Here is a 21,534-nt window from a genome sequence, read left to right on the forward strand (position 1 = left end):
GGGACCCCCATGATTGAATTTAAGAATGTTAGTAAAGTTTATGATAATGGTTCCACTGCATTAGATGACGTTTGCTTGACGATTAATGACGGCGAATTTGTGCTTATTTGCGGTCACAGCGGTGCAGGGAAATCGACATTATTTAAATTATTAACTCATGAAGTCGTACCGGATTCGGGTACTGTTCTTGTAGATGAGTTTGATGTTACGCGCATGAAACGCAGTAAAATTCCGAAGTTGCGTAGAAAACTGGGCGTAGTATTCCAGGACTTCCGTCTTTTACCTAATAAGACGGTATCTGAAAATATCGCCTTCGCTCTCGAAGTAATCGAGGAAAAACCAAAGATGATCAGAGAAAAAGTGAGTCATGTTCTTGAATTGGTGGGTTTGACTGATAAGGCGAATGACATGCCGGAGGATTTATCCGGCGGAGAGCAGCAACGTGTTGCAATCGCTCGAGCTATTGTCAATCGTCCGACCGTTCTTATTGCTGATGAACCGACAGGAAATTTAGACCCTACAACAAGTCGGGATATTGTAGATTTATTTAAACATATCAATAATTTCGGCACTACTGTTATTATGGTTACTCATAATATGGATATTGTTTCGTACTTAAATAAGCGTGTTATCCGTCTTAAAGATGGTCGTGTACAGAGTGATAATATGAGAGGTGCAGAAGTTAATGAAGCCTAGAACATTAAAATACTTTTTCAAAGAAGCCCTCAAGTCGATGAAGCGCAATGGATTAATGACGTTGGCATCTATCTCGACGGTGGCATTGTCCTTATTCATGCTCGGTGTTTTCCTTTGTGGTGTTATTAACTTGAACAATATGGCATCCAGCTTGGAAAATCAGGTGCAGCTAAGTGTATACCTTAAGGACGGTCTGACAACTGATCAGATTATGGCTGTGGGAAAACAGATAAAGGCGATTCCGAATTTGAAACATTTGGAATTTGTAAATAAAGAACAGGCCATGAAGGAATTTAAGGAACGTTTGGGGGACCAGCAACAGCTGGTAAATGCTTTAGGTGGGGTAAACCCGTTACCTAATTCGTATGTATTGACCTTTGATAACCCGAATGATGTAAAGACGACCGCTAAACTGGTGACAACCTTCCAAGGGGTTGAAAGTACGCATTACGGACAAGATATTGTGGAGGAGTTATTCCGCATCACTCAAGTTATCAGAATCGGTGGCATCGTATTGATTGCTTTCCTGGCGGCTGCTACATTGTTCATCATTTCCAATACAATTCGCCTTACCGTATTTGCACGTCGTAAAGAAATCGCCATCATGAAATACGTAGGGGCTACGAATGGTTTTATTCGTTGGCCGTTTTTGATTGAGGGCATGCTGTTGGGCTTTATAGGGGCCATAATCGCCGTTCTTTGCGTAGGTGAGTTTTATCATTTCATTTCGATGGAAGTATCCGAATCATTGGCATTCTTTCCATTAGTACCGATGTTCCCATTTTTCTATGATGTAGCACTATATATTTTAGGTGGCGGCATCGTAGTCGGTGCTATCGGCAGTACTATTTCTTTAAAACAATATATGAAGGTGTAATAGTTTATGAAATATTACATGTTTAAGTCACGTCTTGTAGCGACGCTTTTAACAGGTATAGTCGTATTGGGAACACCTCTATACATAGCGGCGGAAGATGAGGATTTAACAAATCAGCTAGATGCCATTCAACAACAGGTAAATCAACAGAATGCAATTAAGACAGATGCGGAAAGTATTATTGTCAGCGTATCTGAACAATTGCGACAAATTGAAGTACAGTTGCGGCAGGCACAACATGATTTGGAAACAATCCAACAGCAACGAGTTGCCGTTGAAAATGATATTACTGTCAATGAAAAGTTATTGGCGGAAGCTCAAAAACGATTAAAGGGTCGTGAGGCCGTTTTCTATAAACGGGTAAGAGATATTTATATCAACGGGCGTCTCAGTTATATTGATGTGGTTATCGGCTCAAAGGATTTTAATGACTTTGCGAATCGTTTGGAAATTTTAAAACGCATCATTGATTCCGATATAAATCTCATCAATGAAATCAAAAAGGAACGCGCTGAAATTGAAGCTCGTAAGCAAGCGTTGGAACAATCCAGGGCAAAACTTGTAGAATTAGAAAAGGCAGTTGTCGCGAAACAAGCTGAAATTGAACAGAAAAAGCAAGAACGAGCCGTCGTATTAGAGAAGGCTAAAACTGATCAGGCGACAGCTATGAAGGCGATTGAAGAGTTAAATGCATCCTCAGCGCAGATTACAGCACTCTTGAAACAGCGTCAGGCGGAACGGGCGGCAGCCCGAGCTGCCGCGGCACAGCAGGCTTCATCATCAGGATATACCTGGGTGCAAGGGACAGGACAATTAGGTTGGCCTGTAAGTGGTGAGATTACTTCGCCTTATGGCTATCGTACACATCCGATCTGGGGAACCACGATTTATCATTCCGGTATCGATATCGGGGTTGATGAAGGTACTCCTGTTCATGCGGCTGATGGCGGTACTGTTGTTTGGTCCGGTTGGATGGGCGGTTATGGTTATGCCGTAGTTATCGATCATGGTAATGGTATGTCGACTTTATACGGTCATAATTCTGATTTAGCCGTTTTTGAAGGACAGGATGTTGGAAAAGGGCAAGTTATTGCCTATGCAGGTAGTACCGGTAACAGTACCGGCCCACACGTGCATTTTGAAGTTCGTATAAGCGGGGATCCTGTGGATCCAATGGGATATTTATAAGATGAAATTTGATACACGGACGGTACTTTGGTCCTTATTGAGATATATAGGGGCCGGTATCGTCATCATGTGGCTTACCTTCTGGTACCTATCAGGTTCTTTTTTCGGGTTGCCGCGATTATTTGTTGCTTATTATGCAGCCAGTCAAGTCTTTATGACGCCTATGGATAAGTCTACATTGTATGACGGAATGCTAAAGGGGCTGGTGGATTCTTTAGGGGATCCTCACAGCGTATATTTAAATGCGGATGAATATAGTAATATAAAACAACAGACTTCCGCTACATATGCCGGTGTCGGTATGGTTTTAGGTATTGACGAACAAGGGTTATATGCGGTCAGCGTCATGGAGGATCAACCGGCCGCTAAAGCCGGAGTTAAAACTGGTGATCATATTTTAACCATTGATGGTCAATCTACCAAAGATGTTCCTATTGATCAGGCCTCCGGACTTATCAGAGGGGAACCCGGAACAGTAGTAGCACTTGATGTGGAACGAAATGGGGAAAGGCTTCATTTTGACATCACTCGGGAGTCTATTGTTTTACCTACTGTAAAAAGTAAAATGCTTACACCTACAATCGGCTACATTCGAGTAAGCCAATTTGCAGAATATACGGCTGACGATTTCGAAACTCAATATAAGGAATTGCAGTCCCAAGGCATGAAAGCATTAGTTCTTGATTTACGGGATAACCCGGGCGGATTACTTTCTACAGCAGAAAAGCTGTCCAATTATATTATGCCTCCGGGAACACTCGTAACTGTTCAAGATCGTTCCGGTAAATTGGCTACTTATAAATCAGACGGTTCTGAAACGACAATTCCATTAGTTGTTTTAGTCAATAAGGGATCCGCCAGTGCATCTGAAATCATTGCGGGTGCTATTCAGGATCGTAAGTTGGGAACGATTTTGGGGACTAACACATATGGTAAAGGAACGGTACAGTCCGTATACCCAAGCTTTGATAATGAAGGTATCAAGGTGACTATAGCCAAGTATCATACGCCGAATGATCGTGTTATTGACGGTATCGGCATTAGTCCTGATGTAGAGTTGGATTTACCGAAGGGGGTATCTCCAACGAGCACATTAGAAGATATTCAAATTCAAAAAGCAGTGGAACTGTTACAATAATAGTTCATAGGAGTCAACATATGTTTATAGATCGAGCCCGTGTATTTGTGAAAGCCGGTGACGGCGGTGACGGCATGTCCAGTTTCCGTCGTGAAAAATACGTTCCTAATGGTGGACCCAGCGGCGGTGACGGCGGTAAAGGGGCAGATGTCATCTTTAAAGCCGATAAAAATATTAATACTCTCGTCGATTTCCGATATAAGCGGCAATTTAAAGCCCCTGCGGGCGGCAATGGTGAAAGCTCCAATAAACACGGTCGCGGGGCGGAACCGCTTATCATTCCCGTACCTTTAGGTACAGTGATAAAAGAAGAAGAGTCGGGACGAATTTTTTGTGATCTCATCAATGATGGGGATATGTACATCATTGCTAAGGGTGGTCGTGGAGGTCGCGGTAATGCACGATTCCAGACCAGTTCCAATCGCGCACCGACATTTGCGGAAAAGGGCGAGCCCGGTGAAGAATTCTGGTTGCAATTGGAATTGAAGGTTCTTGCTGATGTGGGCTTACTGGGGTATCCGAGCGTGGGTAAATCTAGTATTCTCCGAAAGGTATCTAAAGCACAGCCGGAGGTGGCGGCCTATCATTTTACCACATTAACACCGGTTCTCGGTGTAGTGACACTTTCCGGTGAACGTAGCTTTGTATTGGCCGATATTCCGGGACTCATAGAGGGGGCCAGTGAAGGTGTGGGGCTAGGTCATAATTTTCTGCGCCATATCGAACGTACCAATATTTTGATTCATGTATTGGATGTATCCGGTATCGAGGGGCGTGATCCGAAGGCTGATTTTGATGCTATTAATGAGGAGTTGCGTAAATATTCTGAGAAATTGGCGAATAAGAAGCAAATCGTTGCATTGAATAAAATCGACCTGGTCTTTGATGACACTACGATTTCTGATACGAAGAAATATTTTGAAGATAAGGGATATGAGGTGTTCCTCATCAATGCTCTCAGCGGTGACGGTTTAGTTGAACTTATGGAGCGGGCATACTATTACGTGGAAAATTATGCACCGGAACCTGAGGCTACTGACGATACGGTGATGTATGAGGCGAAACCAGATGTGGAATTTGTAATTACTCGCGGTGATGATGCAGCTTTCTATATAACCGGTAAACGAATTGAACGATTGGTAGCTATGACAAATCTGAGTGACGATCAATCGCTTCGCAGATTTCAACGCATTTGGCGCTTTATGGAATTAGATGCTAAATTGAAGGAAAAAGGTTGTAAAGACGGTGACGAAGTTGTTATCGGCGATCAACGCTTTACATTCCGAGAGTAGGAGTAATGATGACAGGAAAACAAAAACGGTATTTACGTTCTTTGGCGGCGACAATGGCACCGGTCGTACAAATCGGTAAAAACGGTTTGGAAGATAGTGTGATTGACAGTGCACGTGCGGCATTGATGGCACGAGAACTCATCAAAGTCAAGTTACATAACAACAGCCCTGAGGAGAAGACGATTTTTCAAGAGTTAGCGGATATGTTGGGCGCAGAACTTGTACAAGTCATCGGATTCAACGGCGTTTTATATAAGGCGAAAAAGGAACCGAAGATTATTTTACCGAAGTAAGATGCATTTTATATTGAATGTATTTTAATAACCATTTCGCCTGTAGATTTCATGTGGTTGCTTTCATCAGTGGAGGACTAATCCTATGCGTAGCGCTATCGTAAAGGCAAAGCGAATCGTAGTAAAGGTAGGCAGTAGTACTCTTTGCTATGCCAATGGACATTTAAATTTAGAGCGTATTGAAAAGTTGGTACGTCAATTGTCTGACTTGGCTAATCAGGGGAAGGAAGTTATTCTCGTATCCTCCGGTGCTACCGGTGCGGGGTTGGCACCTCTAGGATTTAAAGAAAAACCGCGTGATCTCGTATTAAAACAGGCGGCGGCCGCCGTGGGTCAGGGCGTTCTGATTCATATGTACGAGCGCATGTTTCGTGAATATGGACGTACGGTAGCGCAAATTTTGCTGACGAAAGAGGATAGCACAGGTCGTCACAGTTACCTGAATTTACGCAATACACTGCATACTTTGCTACAACTCAATGTCATTCCTATTATTAATGAAAATGATGTGGTCGCCATTGAGGAATATAAAATAGGTGATAACGATACCTTATCGGCTACGGTAGCCGGTATTGTCGATGCTGACTTACTTATTATTTTGTCGGATATAGAAGGCCTTTATACGGAAAATCCGACAATACATCCGGATGCTACATTGATTGAAACCGTATCGGAAATTACAGATGACACCTTTGCTATTGCCGGCGGTGCCGGATCTGATATGGGAACAGGCGGCATGTATACAAAGATTAAGGCGGCTCATATGGCGACGAATTCCGGAGTTCCTATGGTAATCACTTCCGGTGAGGTAGAAGATTCTATACGTCGTGTCTGCAAAGGTGAACAGATCGGGACTCTTTTTGAGGCACGTGACAGCAGTTTATCCGGTAAACATCATTGGCTTGCTTTTGGAAAACGATTAAAAGGCGCTATTGTTGTTGATGACGGTTGTGCTCGCGCTATACTTGATCAAGGCGCCAGCATATTGCCGGCCGGAATCATATCCGTAGAGGGAGAATTTGAACCGGGGGACACGATTTCTATTTATTATCGAGAAAAGGAAATCGGGCGCGGTCTCACGAATTACGGTACAGCGGATATGAAGGCTATTAAAGGTCATAATTCTAATGATATTGCAAATATCTTAGGCATAAATACGACCTATGATGAAGCTGTACATAGAAACAATTTAGTCTTATTACATTAGGAGCTTTGCTATGAATCAATATGAAGAACTATGTGTCGATATGGGACAACGTGCTAAAGAAGCTTCTTATGAACTGGCTCAAATTGATCAGGATTCTTTGGATCGCGCGTTATTAGCCATTGCCGATTCTCTGGAAGCTCATATCGATGAGGTCATGGCGGCTAATGCCAGGGATCTTGACCAAGCCGTTCATTACGATGTGCCGCAAACGATGATGGATCGATTAACATTGACGCCGGAGAGAATAGCTCAGATGGCATTAGGTATCCGCCAGGTAGCTGAACTGAAAAGCCCTGTAGGGACACTACTGGAAACGATTACGAGGCCTAACGGTTTACGCATTGAAAAACGTGCTGTTCCATTTGGTGTTATCGGTATTATATTTGAAGCGCGTCCCAATGTGACTGTTGATGCCGGTGTACTCTGCTTAAAGACTTCGAATGCGACCATCTTACGGGGCGGTAAAGAAGCATTTAATACGAATCAGGTTATCGTAAACCTTATGAGAAATACATTGGAAACTCAAGGAATTACACCGGATGCGGTGCAACTGGTTGAAGTCCTTGATCGCGATATGGTGGGCACTTTATTGGAGCAAAGACAATATATCGATGTTATCATTCCTCGTGGTGGTGTAGGACTTATTCGTCGCGTTGTCAATGAAAGTAAGATTCCTGTTATTGAAACGGGTAGCGGTATATGTCACACCTTTGTTGATGAATATGCCGATCTCGACATGGCTGTACAAATTGCTGTTAATGCCAAGGTACAACGTCCATCCGTCTGTAATGCCATGGAAACCCTGCTGGTACATAAAGCGGTGGCCGATGAATTCTTGCCTCGCTTACAGGATGCACTTGAATCCTATAAGGTGCGTATCCATGGTGACCAAGATGTGGCAAAATATATGAATAACACGATTCCTCTTGAAGATATATCGTTCAGTACGGAATATAACGATTTAGATTTAAATGTGCGCATAGTCGATTCTTTAGCTGAAGCCATAGATCACATCAATCAGTATACGACGCATCACTCTGAAGCGATTATTACAGACGAGCCGATGCGTGCTACCGTATTTATGAATCTCGTGGACTGCTCTACCGTATATCATAATGCGTCCACGCGTTTTACGGACGGCTTTGAGTTCGGCTTCGGTGCGGAAATCGGCATCAGCACACAGAAATTACATGCTCGTGGACCGATGGGATTACAGGCTCTCACCTCCTATAAGTATTTTGTGTTTGGAGAAGGTCAAGTACGGTCGTGAAACAGCTATACTATCTGATAAGGGCATATTATCGTTATATTCAGACCCCGAAGGGGCGATATGAATGGTGCTCCTATGGGAAGGCATTACTCTTATTTATCATTATTTGTGTCATTGTCATAAAGGGTGTGACCTTATTATGGTAGAAAAAAGAAAGATAGGTATTATCGGAGGGACCTTTAATCCAATTCATTTGGGGCACCTCATGATTGCCGAGGTGGCCTGTGAAAGCTTCGGCCTGGAAAAGGTTATCTTTGTTCCTGCCCGTATTCCGCCGCATAAGCAACATGATGTTATCGACAGTCGACATCGCTACGCTATGACAGCCGCTGCGGTTATGGACAACCCTAATTTTGAAATATCCGATGTGGAAATGCATCGTGACGGGCCGTCTTATACGGTAGATACGATTCATTATTTCAAGAATCTGTATGGACCGAATGTGGAATTTTATTTTATCGCCGGAACGGATACGATTTGTGCATTGCCGACATGGAAATATATCGATGAGTTACTTGAGCAGGTTCATTTTATCGGAGCTACAAGGCCGGATGGATCCGCGGATATAGATGCCGCCTTAGACGCTTTAGGACCGATAGCAAGAGACAAGATACATCTCATGGAGGTCCCTGAAATGAGATTGTCCGCTACATATTTGCGGGAGCGCTTGCGTGAGAGAAAGACCGTTCGCTATATGCTGCCTAAATGCGTAGTTGATTATATTGAAGACAATCATATTTATGAGAAGGATTGAAGTATGTTATCATTTGATGAAATTCAAGATGCTGTTAGCCTGTTGATGGGGAAAAAACGTTTTAAACATACCTTAGGTGTGGTTGAAACGGCGACACGATTAGCTGAGCGGTATGGAGTAAATCGGGATGAGGCTCGTTTGGCAGCAATGTTACATGACTGTGCTAAAGAAATGTCTTTGCAGGATATGCAGAATCTTGTTCGGGGCAGTATTTATGATGTGGATGATGAAATGTTGCAAAACGGCGCTTTATTACATGGTCTTGCAGGGATGGTACGCGCTGAGCGAGACTTCGCTGTTACGAATCGCGATGTGCTGGAAGCTATTCGCGTTCACACAACGGGTAAGGTGGGAATGTCCAAATTGGATAAAGTCATCTTCTTAGCCGATTATATTGAGCCAAATCGGGATTTTCCCGGTGTAGATATGTTGCGCAAGGCGGCCGATGAGGATTTGGATACAGCGGTCCTGCTCGGCTATGATACGACCTTAAGGTATCTCCTGGATCAACAACTTTCAATTTATCCGCTGACCATTCTCGGTCGCAATGATATATTACGTTCGTGTAAATAATGGGGTATAAGTAATGGAAGATCGTGAACGAGCTCGAGCTCGCCGACGTAGACGGAGACGTCAACGACAATCAAAGGTTAAATGGACCAGACTTATTATTGTAGGGATTATTCTTATAGCTGTTCTCAGCGGTATCGGATGGGGAGTGTACACCGGTGTATCGTATGTATATAGATCGATTACGGGCTATAGCGAGAACACCGTAGAGGAGACCTCCGATAAACAAGATGTATCCACTGTATCTGTAGAGCAGAAGCGCCTTGATAAGCCTGTTTATGTTCTCGTAGTCGGTACTGATGAAAATAATCCAAGTCAAGGTGACAGTTTATTTCTGTTATCTATCAATATCGATCAGAAAACAATGGATATCATAGGTATACCAAGTAACAGCAAGATTGATAATCGGGATCAGACTGCAACGGTTATGCTGAACACTATGTATGAAAAGGGCGGTATTGAATTAACAAAAGCCGTTGTAGAGGATATGTTCCATATATCGATCCCTTACTACATCGTGGTGAATCAGGATGCTTTCAAAAAAACTAATGATGTATTAGGCGATCAGCAAATCTATGTGGAACAGAATATGGAACATTTTGATGCTGATGGTGTACAGGATATCGATTTACGTCGCGGCTATCAGACATTGAACAGTGATAAAGCTCTGGCATATTTGCGCTATTCCGATCCGAAGAATGACACATTTACACGATTACAGCGTCAGGAACGTTTTTTGAAATTATGGGTTGAGAACGAACATAATTCTTTCTTTCTCACTAATGCATGGCATATTTGGCGTGTGTGGGATCATTATGAAAGCAATATCTCCACGATGGATGCTATCAAGTTAATGTACAATGTGGGGCGCATGAATAAAGATCAGATTCATTTTTATATTCTGCCGGGTGAAAAGGAAGTTATTGAAGATAAAACGTATTGGAACATAAACCCTACAGAAGCACAACGATTAGTTGGCATTATGATGGGAACATTGCCGGCTAATGAAATGACACAATTCATATCGGCACCGACAAACTTCACTACAAAGCGGTCCGATGATTCTGAAGATTCAAAAAAGGCGACTACAAAGCCGACAGAGCCCGGTGATGATAACAATGCTAAAAAAGAGAATCGATAAGGAGATAGAATGAAAGAAAAGAAAGATATTAAAGAAATTGTATTGCAATTAGCACAAGCTGAATTTGATAAGAAAGCAAAAGATATCACAATTTTGGATTTAGAAGGTATTTCCATGTTGGGCGATTATTTTCTTATCACCAGTGCAAATAATATCAAGCAATCTCAAAGTATTGCCGATGAAATTGAAGATAAAGGTGCTGAACTCGGTATGACCGTCCGTCATCGGGAAGGATACAGAGAAGGTGAGTGGATTCTCTTGGATTTCGGCGATATTATTTGTCATATTTTTGGCGGAAGTGAATTGCGTGAGTTTTATGGTCTAGAAGAACTGTGGAATGATGCTCAGCGAGTTCCGTTTGAAGGAGTTTAAAATGGCGACGGAATTGTTGGAAAATACGATTGCCACATTAAAAGTACTGCGTACCAGCGATCAGGGTGCCTTTTTAGATGGACAAACGGGGAATACCAACGATGATATTCTATTGCACAAGGATCAGCAAATGATGCCTGTTGCGATTGGTGATGAAGTAGAGGTATTTCTATATCGGGATCCGAAAGGGCGTTTGACGGCATCGATGCGTTTACCGGCTATGAAGGTTGGGCAGATCGGTTATGTAGAGGTGATTAATACGACGAATTTCGGCTGTTTCGTCGAGGTCGGTACAGAGCGTGGAATTTTCATGCCTCACGCTGAAATGCGCGGTCGCCCACAAATCGGTGAAAAGGTTTGGGTTCGTCTGTATACGGATAAATCCGGACGCATGGCTGTATCCATGGATGTGGATGACGAAATGCGTCGCGCCTCTAAAGCGGCGACGGAGGCCGTTGTGGGACAGATGGTAAAAGGGGCTATCTATAATTTGACAAGCGATGGGGCCTTTTTCATTACGCCGGAGCGATGGATTGCATTTTTGCATCGTTCGGAAATGACCAGAAAATTGAAGGTGGGCGAAATGGTTGAAGGTCGCATTACATTCAAACGTGATGACGGGCGTATCAATGTATCAATGCGACCTATAAAGGAAAAAGCCATCGTATCGGATGGGGATATTATTATGGAATATCTCCTTAACCGAGGAGGAAGAATGCCTTATAGTGATGAGTCGTCCTCGATGTTAATCAAAGATAAATTTAACATCAGTAAGGCGGCTTTCAAACGGGCATTGGGTCATTTGATGAAGGAAAAGAAGATTATTCAAGAGGATGGTTGGACCTTGCTTACAGACATCGGTCGTTCATCTCTCGCAGGTAATGAGTCACAAGACAAGGAATAAAGACGATGAAAATTGTCATTGTAGGGGCCGGTAAGGTCGGCTATTCATTAGCACAACGATTGCTTCAGGATGATCATGATGTGTATGTGATCGACAAATCACCGGAACGCATTAACAATCTTGAAAGTACTTTGGATGTCAGTTTAGTCCAGGGGAATGGCAGTGATTTACAGCTGCTCAATGAAATCGACATGTCCGATGTGGGCATGTTTATTGCCGTAACGGATTCTGATGAAGTAAATATGCTGTCTTGTGCAGTGGCTAAAATCATGGGTGTGCCAACGACTATCGCCCGTGTACGGGATAATAATCTGGTTGAACATATGGATGACGATATGAAAGCCAAGTTGGGCGTAGATTTATTTATCAATCCTGAGATGGTTACAGCGCAAGAATTGTTGCGAATTCTTGAAACCCCGTCTGCCATTGATGTGGAGGAATTCGGACAAGGGGCTGTGCGCCTTATGGAATTCAAGCTGAATGATGAGGTACCGATAGTGGGGCGTACATTGAAGGATATTCAATTCCCGGAAGGGGTCCTGCTCGTAGGTATTCTAAGATATGGGGAAATGATTATTCCTCATGGTGAAAGTCAGTTACAATCCGGCGACAGCGTATTCTTTTTAGGACTTAAAGAGGGGATAGAAACGGTAGAAAATCAATGGTTTCATAATCATACGACTTTTTACAAACGTGCTGTCATCATCGGTGCAGGTTTATTGGGGCGTAATCTGACTGTACTTTTAGAACAGGCCGGCTTTTCCGTTAAGATTATTGAGAAAAATTTTGAGCGATGTGAACAGTTAGCAGCTCAAGTGGATAGAGCGATGGTCATCAATGGTGACGGTACCGATTTTGACCTGCTTGAAGCCGAAGAAATTGCGGATAGTGATGTTATCATCGCATTGACGGATGATGATAAACTGAATCTATTAGTGGCCCTTGTAGGAAAACATATGGGTATTCCGAAAACTGTAGTTCGCGTAGGTCGTCCTGAGTATATAATGCTTATGGAGCAGGTCGGTATTGACGTCGTATTTTCTCCGCGCCTCTTGACGGCAGGTCAAATTTTACGTTTTGTTCGTAGCGGAGAAGGTGTTGTATCTATTTCCACCTTTGAAGGCGGTAAGGCGGAATCTATTGAAATCGCTATTACTGATGAATCTCCGGTGGCAGGCAAACAGTTAAAGGATATACGCCTCCCCGGAAAAGCCTTGGTCGGCGTTATCTTACGCGGTGATGAAGCCATTGTTCCTCGCGGTGACACGAGGATTCTTGATGGTGATCATATCATTATGTTTACCTTACCTGAATCGGTAAGTAAATTACTTAAGTATCTTACGTAGTCTGGAGGGTCTATGCGCATTCAAATCGTCATGTCTTTGGTGGGCAAGCTGCTTTATATTTACGGGGTATTTACGATAATTCCCTTTATATATGGCATAGCATTTGAAACTGCATACTGGTCATTTCTAATTACTACCGGCCTTTCCGTAGTACTAGGGGCGGTTCTTGTTCGCTATGGTCGTGACAGTCAAAATTTCAGTTTGCGCGACGGCTTTCTTGTAGTATCTTCCATTTGGATTTTAACGATTATTTTAGGGGCCATTCCCTTTCTAGGCAGTGGAATACTTACTAATGGTTTTGATGCCCTTTTTGAAGCTACATCCGGTATCACGGCTACGGGCGCTACTATAATTTATAATGTTGATGAGCTGCCGGATACGTTTATTCTTTGGCGCGGTTTAATGCACTGGATCGGCGGGATGGGGATTATCGTTTTAATTCTTTCCTTTCTAAAAAATTTAGGCGCCGATGCGGCTCATTTTTTTAATGCCGAAGCATCCGTACCTAAGGTCGGGGTGGTGATGCCTCGTGTACAATCTATAGCTCTGAAATTATGGCAGTTATACGTGGTGTTTACCGTATTATGTTTCCTTATGTTATGGGCGGGAGGACTCAGTCCTTTTGATGCGTTAAACTATGCATTCTCCATCATTTCTACGGGGGGATTTACGCCGACTACGGCAGGTGCATTTATTTATGAGCAGAACAATTATATTTGCTTTGTGTTTATATTCTTTATGATTCTTGCAGGTGGTAATTTTGCTATATATTACGGGGTATTGCAACGGGGGATAGGGGTTCTTTTACATGATTTTGAAACCCGCATGTATTGGCTCGTTTTATTTATTGGTATTGCAGTTACGGCAATATCGTTAGCATGGCATTCGGGCTATACTGATCCCTTGCAGATCGTTCGGGATTCGGCATTTAACCTGGTGTCTTTACAGACCGGGAGCGGATTTGCTGTCAGTGACTATGATTTATGGCCGGCAGCAGCGCAAATGATGCTGTTCATTTGTACTTTTTTCGGAGGCTGTAGCGGATCTACTACAGGGGGTATAAAGATTATTCGTCTTATTACTCTTATTAAGAGCAGTATTCTGTATTTACGTAAATCAATTCATCCCGATATGGTACAGGTTGTGCGCATCAATGGTAAGCCGATGCCGGAAAAAGCGATTCAGATGACACAACAGTTTATATTCCTTTATTTATTGATCTATGTAGGCTCCGCTTTTTTAATGACATGTACGGGATTGACGACTTATGATGCATTACAGGTTGTTACCGCATTTTTAAGCAATGTAGGCTTAGGCTTTGGCGGCTTTGGTCCGACTGATTCGTTTGCTGTTATGCCTAATACGGCTAAATTAATCGCATCTGTTGATATGTTATTAGGTCGTCTGGAATTATTTACAATCCTCGTCATGTTACACCCTCAATTCTGGGAAGGTTATTTTATCAAGAAAGAACCTCTTAAACGCTATAAAATTCTTTAGGAGGAACGATGCAGATTATAAAACGTCCGTTAGGGTTATATAAGGCTAACTGTTATGTATTGATTCAAGATGGAAAATCTCTAATCATTGATCCCGGTTTTCATAGTCATCATATAATCGATATGGTAGGAGATTCACAGCCTTTAGCCGTACTATTGACACATGGTCATTGTGATCACGTATCCGCTTTAGATGATATCTGTGAGCATTACCATATCCCTGCGTATTTGCATCCGGAAGATCAAGAGCTGTTACAGCTTATTAGACGGCGTCCCAGTGTATATAAAAAAAAGATGTATACCGACTGTGAAGATCTGTTGCCCGGTGAGTTGAATTTAAATCCTTTTACGATAACTGTGCATCATACGCCGGGGCATAGTGCCGGATCGGTTTGCCTTGAAATAGGAGAATACCTTTTTACGGGGGATACTCTCTTTAAGCAAAATGTAGGGAATACAGACAATTACAATGGCAATGCATCACAGTTATTGGACAGTATTCGTTACCTTTTGTCATTGCCTAAAAACCTGATAGTTGAGCCCGGACATAAGGGTTCTACGACCTTACAGAATGAAGAACGTTTTATGAAAAATCTTTTGTTATAGTGTTGACAAATATTGTGATAACCGATATACTAATCAAGTACTTTGGATAAGGCCCCGTGGTGTAGCGGTTAACATGTCGCCCTGTCACGGCGAAGATCGTCAGTTCAAATCTGATCGGGGTCGCCATCATGCCTCGGTAGCTCAGTCGGTAGAGCAACGGACTGAAAATCCGTGTGTCGACAGTTCGATTCTGTCCTGAGGCACCATGTACATGCGGGAATAGCTCAGTGGTAGAGCACCGCCTTGCCAAGGCGGGGGTCGCGAGTTCGAATCTCGTTTCCCGCTCCAATTTTATATGGCGGCATAGCCAAGCGGTAAGGCAGAGGTCTGCAAAACCTTTATTCCCCAGTTCGATTCTGGGTGCCGCCTCCACAAACGTCATCCATGCCGGGGTGGCGGAACAGGCAGACGCAACGGACTTAAAATCCGTCGGTTGGAAACAACCGTACCGGTTCGATTCCGGTCCTCGGCACCATTAGACTAACCTAGGTTAGTCTTTTTTATTTTATATGGTAATTACCTTATAGGGGATATTTATGAAGAGAAAAATTAATCTATTGATCAGTGAATGTCTCTGCGGAGTGCCTTGTCGCTATGACGGAAAGGATAATGCACTTCCTTGCCTTAAAGAATTAGAAGCTTCATTTAACTTAATTCCTGTTTGTCCGGAGGTATTGGGTGGGTTAGATACGCCGAGACAGCCGGCGGAACGATGCGGTTCAAATATTTGTACTTGTGATGGTACTGATGTAACGGATGCATTTTCAAATGGGGCACAGCTCGTATTAGATATAGCATTACGGAATAATTGTAAGATTGCCTTAATGAAAGCGAAAAGTCCCAGCTGCGGATATAAACGCATTTACGATGGTACTTTTACGAAAACCCTTACAAATGGACATGGTATGACTGTGGAACGTTTATTGAATCATGACATTGAGATTTATACAGAAGATGATGTTCTCGATTTATTAGAACAATATAAGTAATATAGAAGTATTGAAATTATATAAGTTATTTAATATAATTTTGGACTTATCTAAAATGATTTACAGAGGAACAGCCTCCTAAGGCAATTTGATAACTATTTACTTGGTTTTGCAGTAAATACTATCAACCTTAGGAGGCTGTTATATTTATTTATATATATGTAATTAATATAAAAATCATTTGCCTGCATTTACAGGGTCGTTTGTTAGGGGTTGGTCGCCGAGCAGGGTAGTAAGGTTATGCAAGTTAAAACGATACTTGCTGTTACTGAAATCCCGCTCCGGATCATATCTATGACTCGGTGCATGCATGAGTCCTACCAAGGTATCGTATAGTAAATCATTTGTAAAATACTGATGTTCATGACTATTGAGGGCTGATACTGTTTGTGGATAGGCAGCGCGATATTGAGGAGATAAATAAATCCAGAATGGTATATGCGTCATGATAAAGTCGAATGTGTCTGGATTGTGAGATTTATCGAGACTTTCACCATGATCGGAGAAATATACCATAGCCTGAAGATTCAGTTTTTCCTTACCATATGTATAAATTTGCTGTAACAGCCAATCCGTATAGAGTTGACTGTTCGCATAGGCTTCCTGTCCGTCAGGATAACGCCCTTGTTTCCATTTACTGAATTCATGAGGATAACGGTCATTATAATAAATATGACTGCCCATGATATGAATCACGATAAAATTATTTTTGGTAGGATCCACGGTTTTGAGTAAGGGCAATAACGCTTCATCGTAGCGATCCGAGAATGCATAGGATTCATGCGCCCATTTCGTCGTATCTGCTGTTTTCGCCATTAACGAGATTGCCGTATCATATTCTCCGAATACACCTTGATTACTGAACCAGGATGTAGTGTATCCAGCTTTTTTAGCGATGTCTAAAATATTGGCGGAATCGAGGAATGGCCGATCGTCATATTGATTGCGCTCAGATAGGGCGCGTTCTAAACTGGGGATGGTCTGTACATAGGATGAATATGCATTGTCAAAGAAGATAAAGTCCTTGTTATCCGCATACATAGTCCCCTGCCAAGGTGTATCATCATAAGGAAAAGCTGGATTATACACTTTCATATAATCTCGAGAGCTCGATTCACCGATGACGAGAATGATTGTACCCGGTGTCTCTTTAGCAGCCGTATCGGTTGTATCCAAATTGAAAGAATCGAATACAAGATGATGATTATCATTATATTGCTGCATTTGTTTTACATAATCACCGGCCGAAATCCAATTGGCTACGATACATGTTTTGGGGAATAAAAAGAATGGCACGTATACGAGAAATGCGGCTATCGAGGCGATGAGCAATGCGGATCGCATAGGTCGTGTCGTGTTGAGATTTACCACATATTTCATGCCCAGATTAGACCAATATAATAAGTATGTCCAAAGGATTAGACCGATTCCGACGGCTATTAGGCCAGGGATGCCGGCGGCATTTTTTAAAAATCCGAAGGCTTCCTCCGGATTAGTCATGTATACTGCAAGAAGGCTGGCCGGAGTTAAACAATGCCAAGTTGTCATGTAGTAGCCGATTTGTAGGAACGGAATGAGGCTTAGTATCATGGAGAGGATAGCCATGATAAATGATGTCGTTTTATGGAATCGATTAGTCTGAGTGATTAGAAATTGAATTCCTGAAAGCCCCATAAAGATGAGAAGACCGAAGAGAAAATCATTGGCAAATTCATAAAAATATAGAGGCTTTACGTAGGACCAGTGAAATAGCAGCGGAAAGGTCAATGCCCATAGGATGCCGACTAATCCATATCCCAAAAACGGGCGATGAAACACGGTACAGCCCATAAAATACTGAAATAAAAATGTACCTACAATGGTAGGCACAGCTAAAATTGTAATATCTTCCACATCTAATCCTAATGTAATAGGTTCGTAGATGATGTACAGTACAATATATAACAAAATGCCTATAATACCAAAGCGAAAAATAGGATTACGTCCTATTTGCTTTATCATGGATGACATAATACAGCCTCTCTTACAAGAAAACAATAATATATAATAACTACTCTAATAAAGATAGCAGATGAATGCAAAAAAAACAATTATTTGAAAGTACTATGATAAATGCTTTATAATTATATGGTTAAATATATTATTTCTGAGGGTTGGGAATTATGGGCGATTATAATTACAAGCTGGACGTTTTCGAAGGTCCTCTTGATTTGCTGTTGCATCTTATCGAAAAACATAAAATAGATATCACCGATATTCCTATCGTGGAGATTACGAGCCAATACTTGGAGTATCTGGATAATTGGAACCATTTTGATATTTATTACAGCAGTGAATTCCTCGTTATGGCATCCACATTATTGCAAATTAAATCACGAATGCTGCTTCCCAAGGCGGAACCGGAACCGGACGAAGCGGAAGATCCTCGGGATGAGCTGGTGGCTAAGTTAGTGGAGTTTAAAAAGATTAAAGACTTCACGGCTCTACTTATGGAACGTACGTCCACATCTTCCGACTGTTTTAGCCGTCCCGAAGAAACCAGTGTGCTGGGATTAGATAATGTTTATAATTTTGAACTTTCACAGCTGTATCAGATCTTTTATCAGACATTGAAACGTGCAAGGGAAATATCTGATGAAGAATCTTTACATGAAGTTAAAGTGGAAAAGGATATATATAGTTTAGAGGATATGATTTTGTCTCTGTCCAGCCGTATTCGCCGTGGTGAAAGCCTTTATTTTAGAGAATTACTCATAGCTATTGAGACGAAGAGCGGTATGGTTACAATATTCATGGCCGTCTTGGAGTTACTTAAACAGCAAGTGATGGAAATGCGGAGCGAAGGTGAAGATATTATCTTTACAGCAACCGTAGGACAAAATTTGTAGAAAGGGGACACTATGTCGTTACCGACAAAGCATTTAGAGGCTGTTTTATTTTCTGCTGCGAAACCGATATCTCTGGATATGTTGGCGGATGTTTTCGAGCTTTCAGAACAGGAAATAGCTGATTATATTGAATCATTACAATCTGAATTGGAATTGAATGATCGGGGGATACGTGTTCGTGTATCCGGTGCCGGTGTAGAATTGGTGAGTGTCAGTGAATCAGCGCCATATGTGGGACATATCCGCAAGCGGGAAGATAAATTATCGAATGCAGCAATGGAAACATTGGCTGTTATCGCTTATAAGCAGCCTATTACAAAGGCGGAAATTGAAGAAGTCCGCGGGGTTAATAGCGATAAAATTATCAAACAGTTGCTTACCAGATCTCTCATTGCTGAACTGGGACATAAGGATACGGTAGGACGACCAATTTTATATGGCACGACGGATGAGTTTTTGCGCAGTGCCGGTGTCGAATCGATAGATGCACTGCATCAGGAAGTATCGGAAACAGAAGGGTAATATGGAACGATTACAGAAATATATTGCCAGTTGTGGTATTGCATCACGACGTAAGGCGGAGGCATTGATTGCTGAAGGTCATGTTCAGGTTAATGGCCGTAAAGTAACGGAGCTAGGCGTAAAAATCGATCCGCAAAAGGATCGCGTTAAAGTAGATGGTCAATTATTGGCACAAGAAAAACCGGTATATTATTTATTGAATAAGCCTAAAGGGGTCATCACATCCGTATCGGATCCGCAGGGGAGAGAAACCGTGTTGGATTATATAAAAAATGAATCGAAACGTATTTATCCTGTAGGTCGTCTCGATTTATATACGGAGGGATTATTATTGCTCACCAATGATGGAGAGTTGGCGCAGAATTTGACACATCCTTCAAAAGGTGTAGAAAAAACATACGAAGTTCGCATCAAAGGTCGAGTACGGGATGAAGATTTACAAATCATTGCGAACGGTGTCAATCTTGAAGACGGTATGACAGCACCGGCTACGATTATAGATCTTGGTTTTGACGATCATAACGGGATTCATGAGGTGGAGATTACAATTCACGAAGGAAAGAACCGTCAGGTACGACGCATGTTTGAGCATTTCGGATATCGCATTCACAATTTAAAGCGCATCGCTTACGGGGGGCTTACGTTAGGCGGTGTAAAGAGAGGCGGTTCGCGGGAGTTGACGCCTCGCGAGGTGAAAGCTTTAAAAGCGTTGGGGTCTGATAAGAAATGAAGCAGATCATCGTTATTGGAGGCGGCGCAGCAGGATTGATGGCGGCGGTTATCGCCGGTCGTGAAGGTGCTCGTGTCATACTGTTAGAAAAAATGAATATGGTCGGTAAGAAAATGGGAATTACCGGTAAGGGTCGTTGTAATATCACTAATAATGCGGATATGGTTGAATTTATAAAGAATACACCGGGAAACGGTAAGTTTTTATACAGCGCCTATGAGCGTTTCAGTAATGAAGATTTATTGGAGTTATTACATAGTTGGGGTCTTAAGACAAAAGTTGAACGCGGCGGTCGCGTCTTTCCCGAGTCAGATTCTGCTTTGGACGTACGCGATACGTTTATGAAAGTTCTTAAAAAGTATCATGTTCAGGTTCGACTAAATGAATCCGTAAGAGAAATTACGGTTCAGGATGGACGTGTTATAGGTGTGCGAACCGATAAAGAACGATACGCATGTGATGCGGCTATTTTATGTACAGGCGGTGCTTCCTATCCGTTGACGGGTTCTACCGGCGACGGTTATATACTGGCGGAACGAATCGGGCATACGGTAACAGATATCAGACCTTCTTTGGTACCGATTGTGACTGGTGAAACATGGGTTAAGGATATCATGGGCCTCAGTTTGCGTAATGTAGAGGTATCGGTTATCTCGAAAAATAAGGTACAGGCAAAGCAGTTTGGAGAAATGATGTTTACTCATTTCGGTATTACGGGGCCGACGATTTTGTCACTCAGTCATACGGTGGGAAAATTATTGCGCAAAAAGAATCCTCAAATTTCTATAGAGATTAATTTAAAGCCCGCTTTGACAACGGATGTATTGGATAAGCGTGTACAAAAAGATTTTGATTTATATTCAAAGAAGCAATTAACGAATGGTATGAAGGATTTGTTGCCGCAAAATCTAATACCTGTTGTTATACGCTTAGCAGAATTAGATCCTGTAAAGCCCGTTAATCAAATTACAAGGGAAGAACGTCAACGGCTATGTCATGTGTTACAACATATGACATTGACCGTAAAAGGGCTTCGCCCCGTGGAGGAGGCCATCGTTACAGCAGGCGGACTATCATTAAAAGAATTTAATCCTAAAACGCTGGAGTCTAAATTGATTCAAGGGGTATATGGTGCCGGTGAAGTGCTTGATATCGATGCTTTCACGGGCGGATATAATTTACAGGCTGCCTTTTCTACGGGCTATGTAGCGGCTATGCACGCTGTTCATGGAGATGAAGAATAGAGGATAAT

22 protein-coding genes and 5 tRNA genes are annotated in these 21,534 nt (G+C 42.3%); 26 read left to right on the top strand and 1 reads right to left on the bottom strand.

Going from position 1 to position 21,534, the window contains the following annotated elements; translation table 11 throughout:
• Positions 1–9: 9 nt before the first annotated feature.
• The 22 genes from ftsE (at position 10) to CKV62_RS04150 (ending at position 16,142) form a co-directional block, all read left to right on the top strand.
• Positions 10–696: a cell division ATP-binding protein FtsE gene (gene ftsE / locus CKV62_RS04045; protein ID WP_095065801.1), complete on the top strand. Its 687-nt coding sequence runs from the start codon at positions 10–12 to the stop codon at positions 694–696.
• Positions 686–1,573 carry a permease-like cell division protein FtsX gene (gene ftsX / locus CKV62_RS04050; RefSeq protein ID WP_095065802.1) on the top strand — a complete coding sequence of 296 codons (888 nt, stop codon included), beginning with the start codon at positions 686–688 and terminating at the stop codon, positions 1,571–1,573. Before ftsE ends, ftsX begins: the two co-directional genes overlap by 11 nt.
• A gap of 6 nt (positions 1,574–1,579) precedes the next feature.
• Positions 1,580–2,761 (top strand): murein hydrolase activator EnvC family protein, encoded by a 1,182-nt coding sequence (locus CKV62_RS04055; protein ID WP_095065803.1) that lies wholly within the window; start codon positions 1,580–1,582, stop codon positions 2,759–2,761.
• Between the two features lies 1 nt (position 2,762).
• Positions 2,763–3,899 (top strand): S41 family peptidase, encoded by a 1,137-nt coding sequence (locus tag CKV62_RS04060; RefSeq protein WP_095065804.1) that lies wholly within the window; start codon positions 2,763–2,765, stop codon positions 3,897–3,899.
• Between the two features lie 20 nt (positions 3,900–3,919).
• Positions 3,920–5,191: a GTPase ObgE gene (obgE, locus tag CKV62_RS04065; RefSeq protein WP_095065805.1), complete on the top strand. Its 1,272-nt coding sequence runs from the start codon at positions 3,920–3,922 to the stop codon at positions 5,189–5,191.
• 8 nt (positions 5,192–5,199) lie between these two features.
• A complete protein-coding gene (gene yhbY, locus CKV62_RS04070) occupies positions 5,200–5,484 on the top strand; it encodes a ribosome assembly RNA-binding protein YhbY (RefSeq protein WP_095065806.1) in 285 nt (94 codons plus the stop codon).
• A gap of 85 nt (positions 5,485–5,569) precedes the next feature.
• Positions 5,570–6,691, top strand: a complete 1,122-nt coding sequence (gene proB, locus CKV62_RS04075) for a glutamate 5-kinase (RefSeq protein WP_095065807.1) — start codon at positions 5,570–5,572, stop codon at positions 6,689–6,691.
• Between the two features lie 10 nt (positions 6,692–6,701).
• Complete coding sequence (locus CKV62_RS04080) at positions 6,702–7,961, top strand: glutamate-5-semialdehyde dehydrogenase (protein ID WP_095065808.1); 1,260 nt, start codon at positions 6,702–6,704, stop codon at positions 7,959–7,961.
• A 139-nt stretch (positions 7,962–8,100) separates the two neighbouring features.
• Complete coding sequence (nadD, locus tag CKV62_RS04085; RefSeq protein ID WP_095065809.1) at positions 8,101–8,715, top strand: nicotinate-nucleotide adenylyltransferase; 615 nt, start codon at positions 8,101–8,103, stop codon at positions 8,713–8,715.
• A 3-nt stretch (positions 8,716–8,718) separates the two neighbouring features.
• A complete protein-coding gene (gene yqeK, locus CKV62_RS04090) occupies positions 8,719–9,288 on the top strand; it encodes a bis(5'-nucleosyl)-tetraphosphatase (symmetrical) YqeK (RefSeq protein WP_095065810.1) in 570 nt (189 codons plus the stop codon).
• Positions 9,289–9,301: 13 nt separating this feature from the next.
• On the top strand, positions 9,302–10,426 hold the full coding sequence (locus tag CKV62_RS04095) for an LCP family glycopolymer transferase (RefSeq protein ID WP_095065811.1): 1,125 nt from the start codon (positions 9,302–9,304) through the stop codon (positions 10,424–10,426).
• A 9-nt stretch (positions 10,427–10,435) separates the two neighbouring features.
• The gene (rsfS, locus tag CKV62_RS04100) at positions 10,436–10,798 is read left to right on the top strand and encodes a ribosome silencing factor (protein WP_095065812.1); all 363 of its coding nucleotides are present in this window, start codon (positions 10,436–10,438) and stop codon (positions 10,796–10,798) included.
• A gap of 1 nt (position 10,799) precedes the next feature.
• Positions 10,800–11,702 carry a CvfB family protein gene (locus tag CKV62_RS04105; protein ID WP_095065813.1) on the top strand — a complete coding sequence of 301 codons (903 nt, stop codon included), beginning with the start codon at positions 10,800–10,802 and terminating at the stop codon, positions 11,700–11,702.
• Positions 11,703–11,707: 5 nt separating this feature from the next.
• Entirely contained in the window at positions 11,708–13,048 is a 1,341-nt protein-coding gene (gene trkA / locus CKV62_RS04110; RefSeq protein ID WP_095065814.1) for a Trk system potassium transporter TrkA, read from the top strand.
• Positions 13,049–13,060: 12 nt separating this feature from the next.
• A complete protein-coding gene (locus CKV62_RS04115; protein ID WP_095065815.1) occupies positions 13,061–14,548 on the top strand; it encodes a TrkH family potassium uptake protein in 1,488 nt (495 codons plus the stop codon).
• 8 nt (positions 14,549–14,556) lie between these two features.
• Positions 14,557–15,153, top strand: coding sequence for an MBL fold metallo-hydrolase (locus tag CKV62_RS04120; protein WP_095065816.1), 597 nt, complete (start codon positions 14,557–14,559; stop codon positions 15,151–15,153).
• Between the two features lie 50 nt (positions 15,154–15,203).
• Positions 15,204–15,279, top strand: a tRNA-Asp gene (locus CKV62_RS04125).
• A 4-nt stretch (positions 15,280–15,283) separates the two neighbouring features.
• Positions 15,284–15,359, top strand: a tRNA-Phe gene (locus CKV62_RS04130).
• Positions 15,360–15,366: 7 nt separating this feature from the next.
• Positions 15,367–15,441, top strand: a tRNA-Gly gene (locus CKV62_RS04135).
• Between the two features lie 9 nt (positions 15,442–15,450).
• Positions 15,451–15,525: transfer RNA gene (locus CKV62_RS04140), tRNA-Cys, on the top strand.
• 14 nt (positions 15,526–15,539) lie between these two features.
• Positions 15,540–15,628: transfer RNA gene (locus tag CKV62_RS04145), tRNA-Leu, on the top strand.
• A gap of 61 nt (positions 15,629–15,689) precedes the next feature.
• Complete coding sequence (locus CKV62_RS04150) at positions 15,690–16,142, top strand: 2-thiouracil desulfurase family protein (protein ID WP_095065817.1); 453 nt, start codon at positions 15,690–15,692, stop codon at positions 16,140–16,142.
• 177 nt (positions 16,143–16,319) lie between these two features.
• Here CKV62_RS04150 and CKV62_RS04155 read toward each other — a convergent pair whose 3' ends face one another.
• Complete coding sequence (locus CKV62_RS04155; RefSeq protein ID WP_095065818.1) at positions 16,320–18,152, bottom strand: phosphoethanolamine transferase; 1,833 nt, start codon at positions 18,150–18,152, stop codon at positions 16,320–16,322.
• Between the two features lie 152 nt (positions 18,153–18,304).
• Here CKV62_RS04155 and CKV62_RS04160 point away from each other — a divergent pair, with 152 nt between their 5' ends.
• From CKV62_RS04160 to CKV62_RS04175, 4 genes are read left to right on the top strand one after another with little or no spacing between them, the layout of a single operon-like run.
• Positions 18,305–19,030, top strand: a complete 726-nt coding sequence (locus CKV62_RS04160) for a segregation and condensation protein A (RefSeq protein WP_095065819.1) — start codon at positions 18,305–18,307, stop codon at positions 19,028–19,030.
• A 12-nt stretch (positions 19,031–19,042) separates the two neighbouring features.
• Positions 19,043–19,552, top strand: coding sequence for an SMC-Scp complex subunit ScpB (gene scpB, locus CKV62_RS04165; RefSeq protein WP_095065820.1), 510 nt, complete (start codon positions 19,043–19,045; stop codon positions 19,550–19,552).
• Position 19,553: 1 nt separating this feature from the next.
• A complete protein-coding gene (locus tag CKV62_RS04170) occupies positions 19,554–20,282 on the top strand; it encodes a pseudouridine synthase (RefSeq protein ID WP_095065821.1) in 729 nt (242 codons plus the stop codon).
• Positions 20,279–21,526 carry a BaiN/RdsA family NAD(P)/FAD-dependent oxidoreductase gene (locus CKV62_RS04175; RefSeq protein ID WP_095065822.1) on the top strand — a complete coding sequence of 416 codons (1,248 nt, stop codon included), beginning with the start codon at positions 20,279–20,281 and terminating at the stop codon, positions 21,524–21,526. The genes CKV62_RS04170 and CKV62_RS04175 overlap by 4 nt, the downstream gene beginning before the upstream one ends.
• The last annotated feature ends 8 nt before the right edge of the window (positions 21,527–21,534 follow it).

Source organism: Veillonella rodentium (assembly GCF_900187285.1).
Taxonomy (GTDB): Bacteria; Bacillota; Negativicutes; order Veillonellales; family Veillonellaceae; genus Veillonella; species Veillonella rodentium.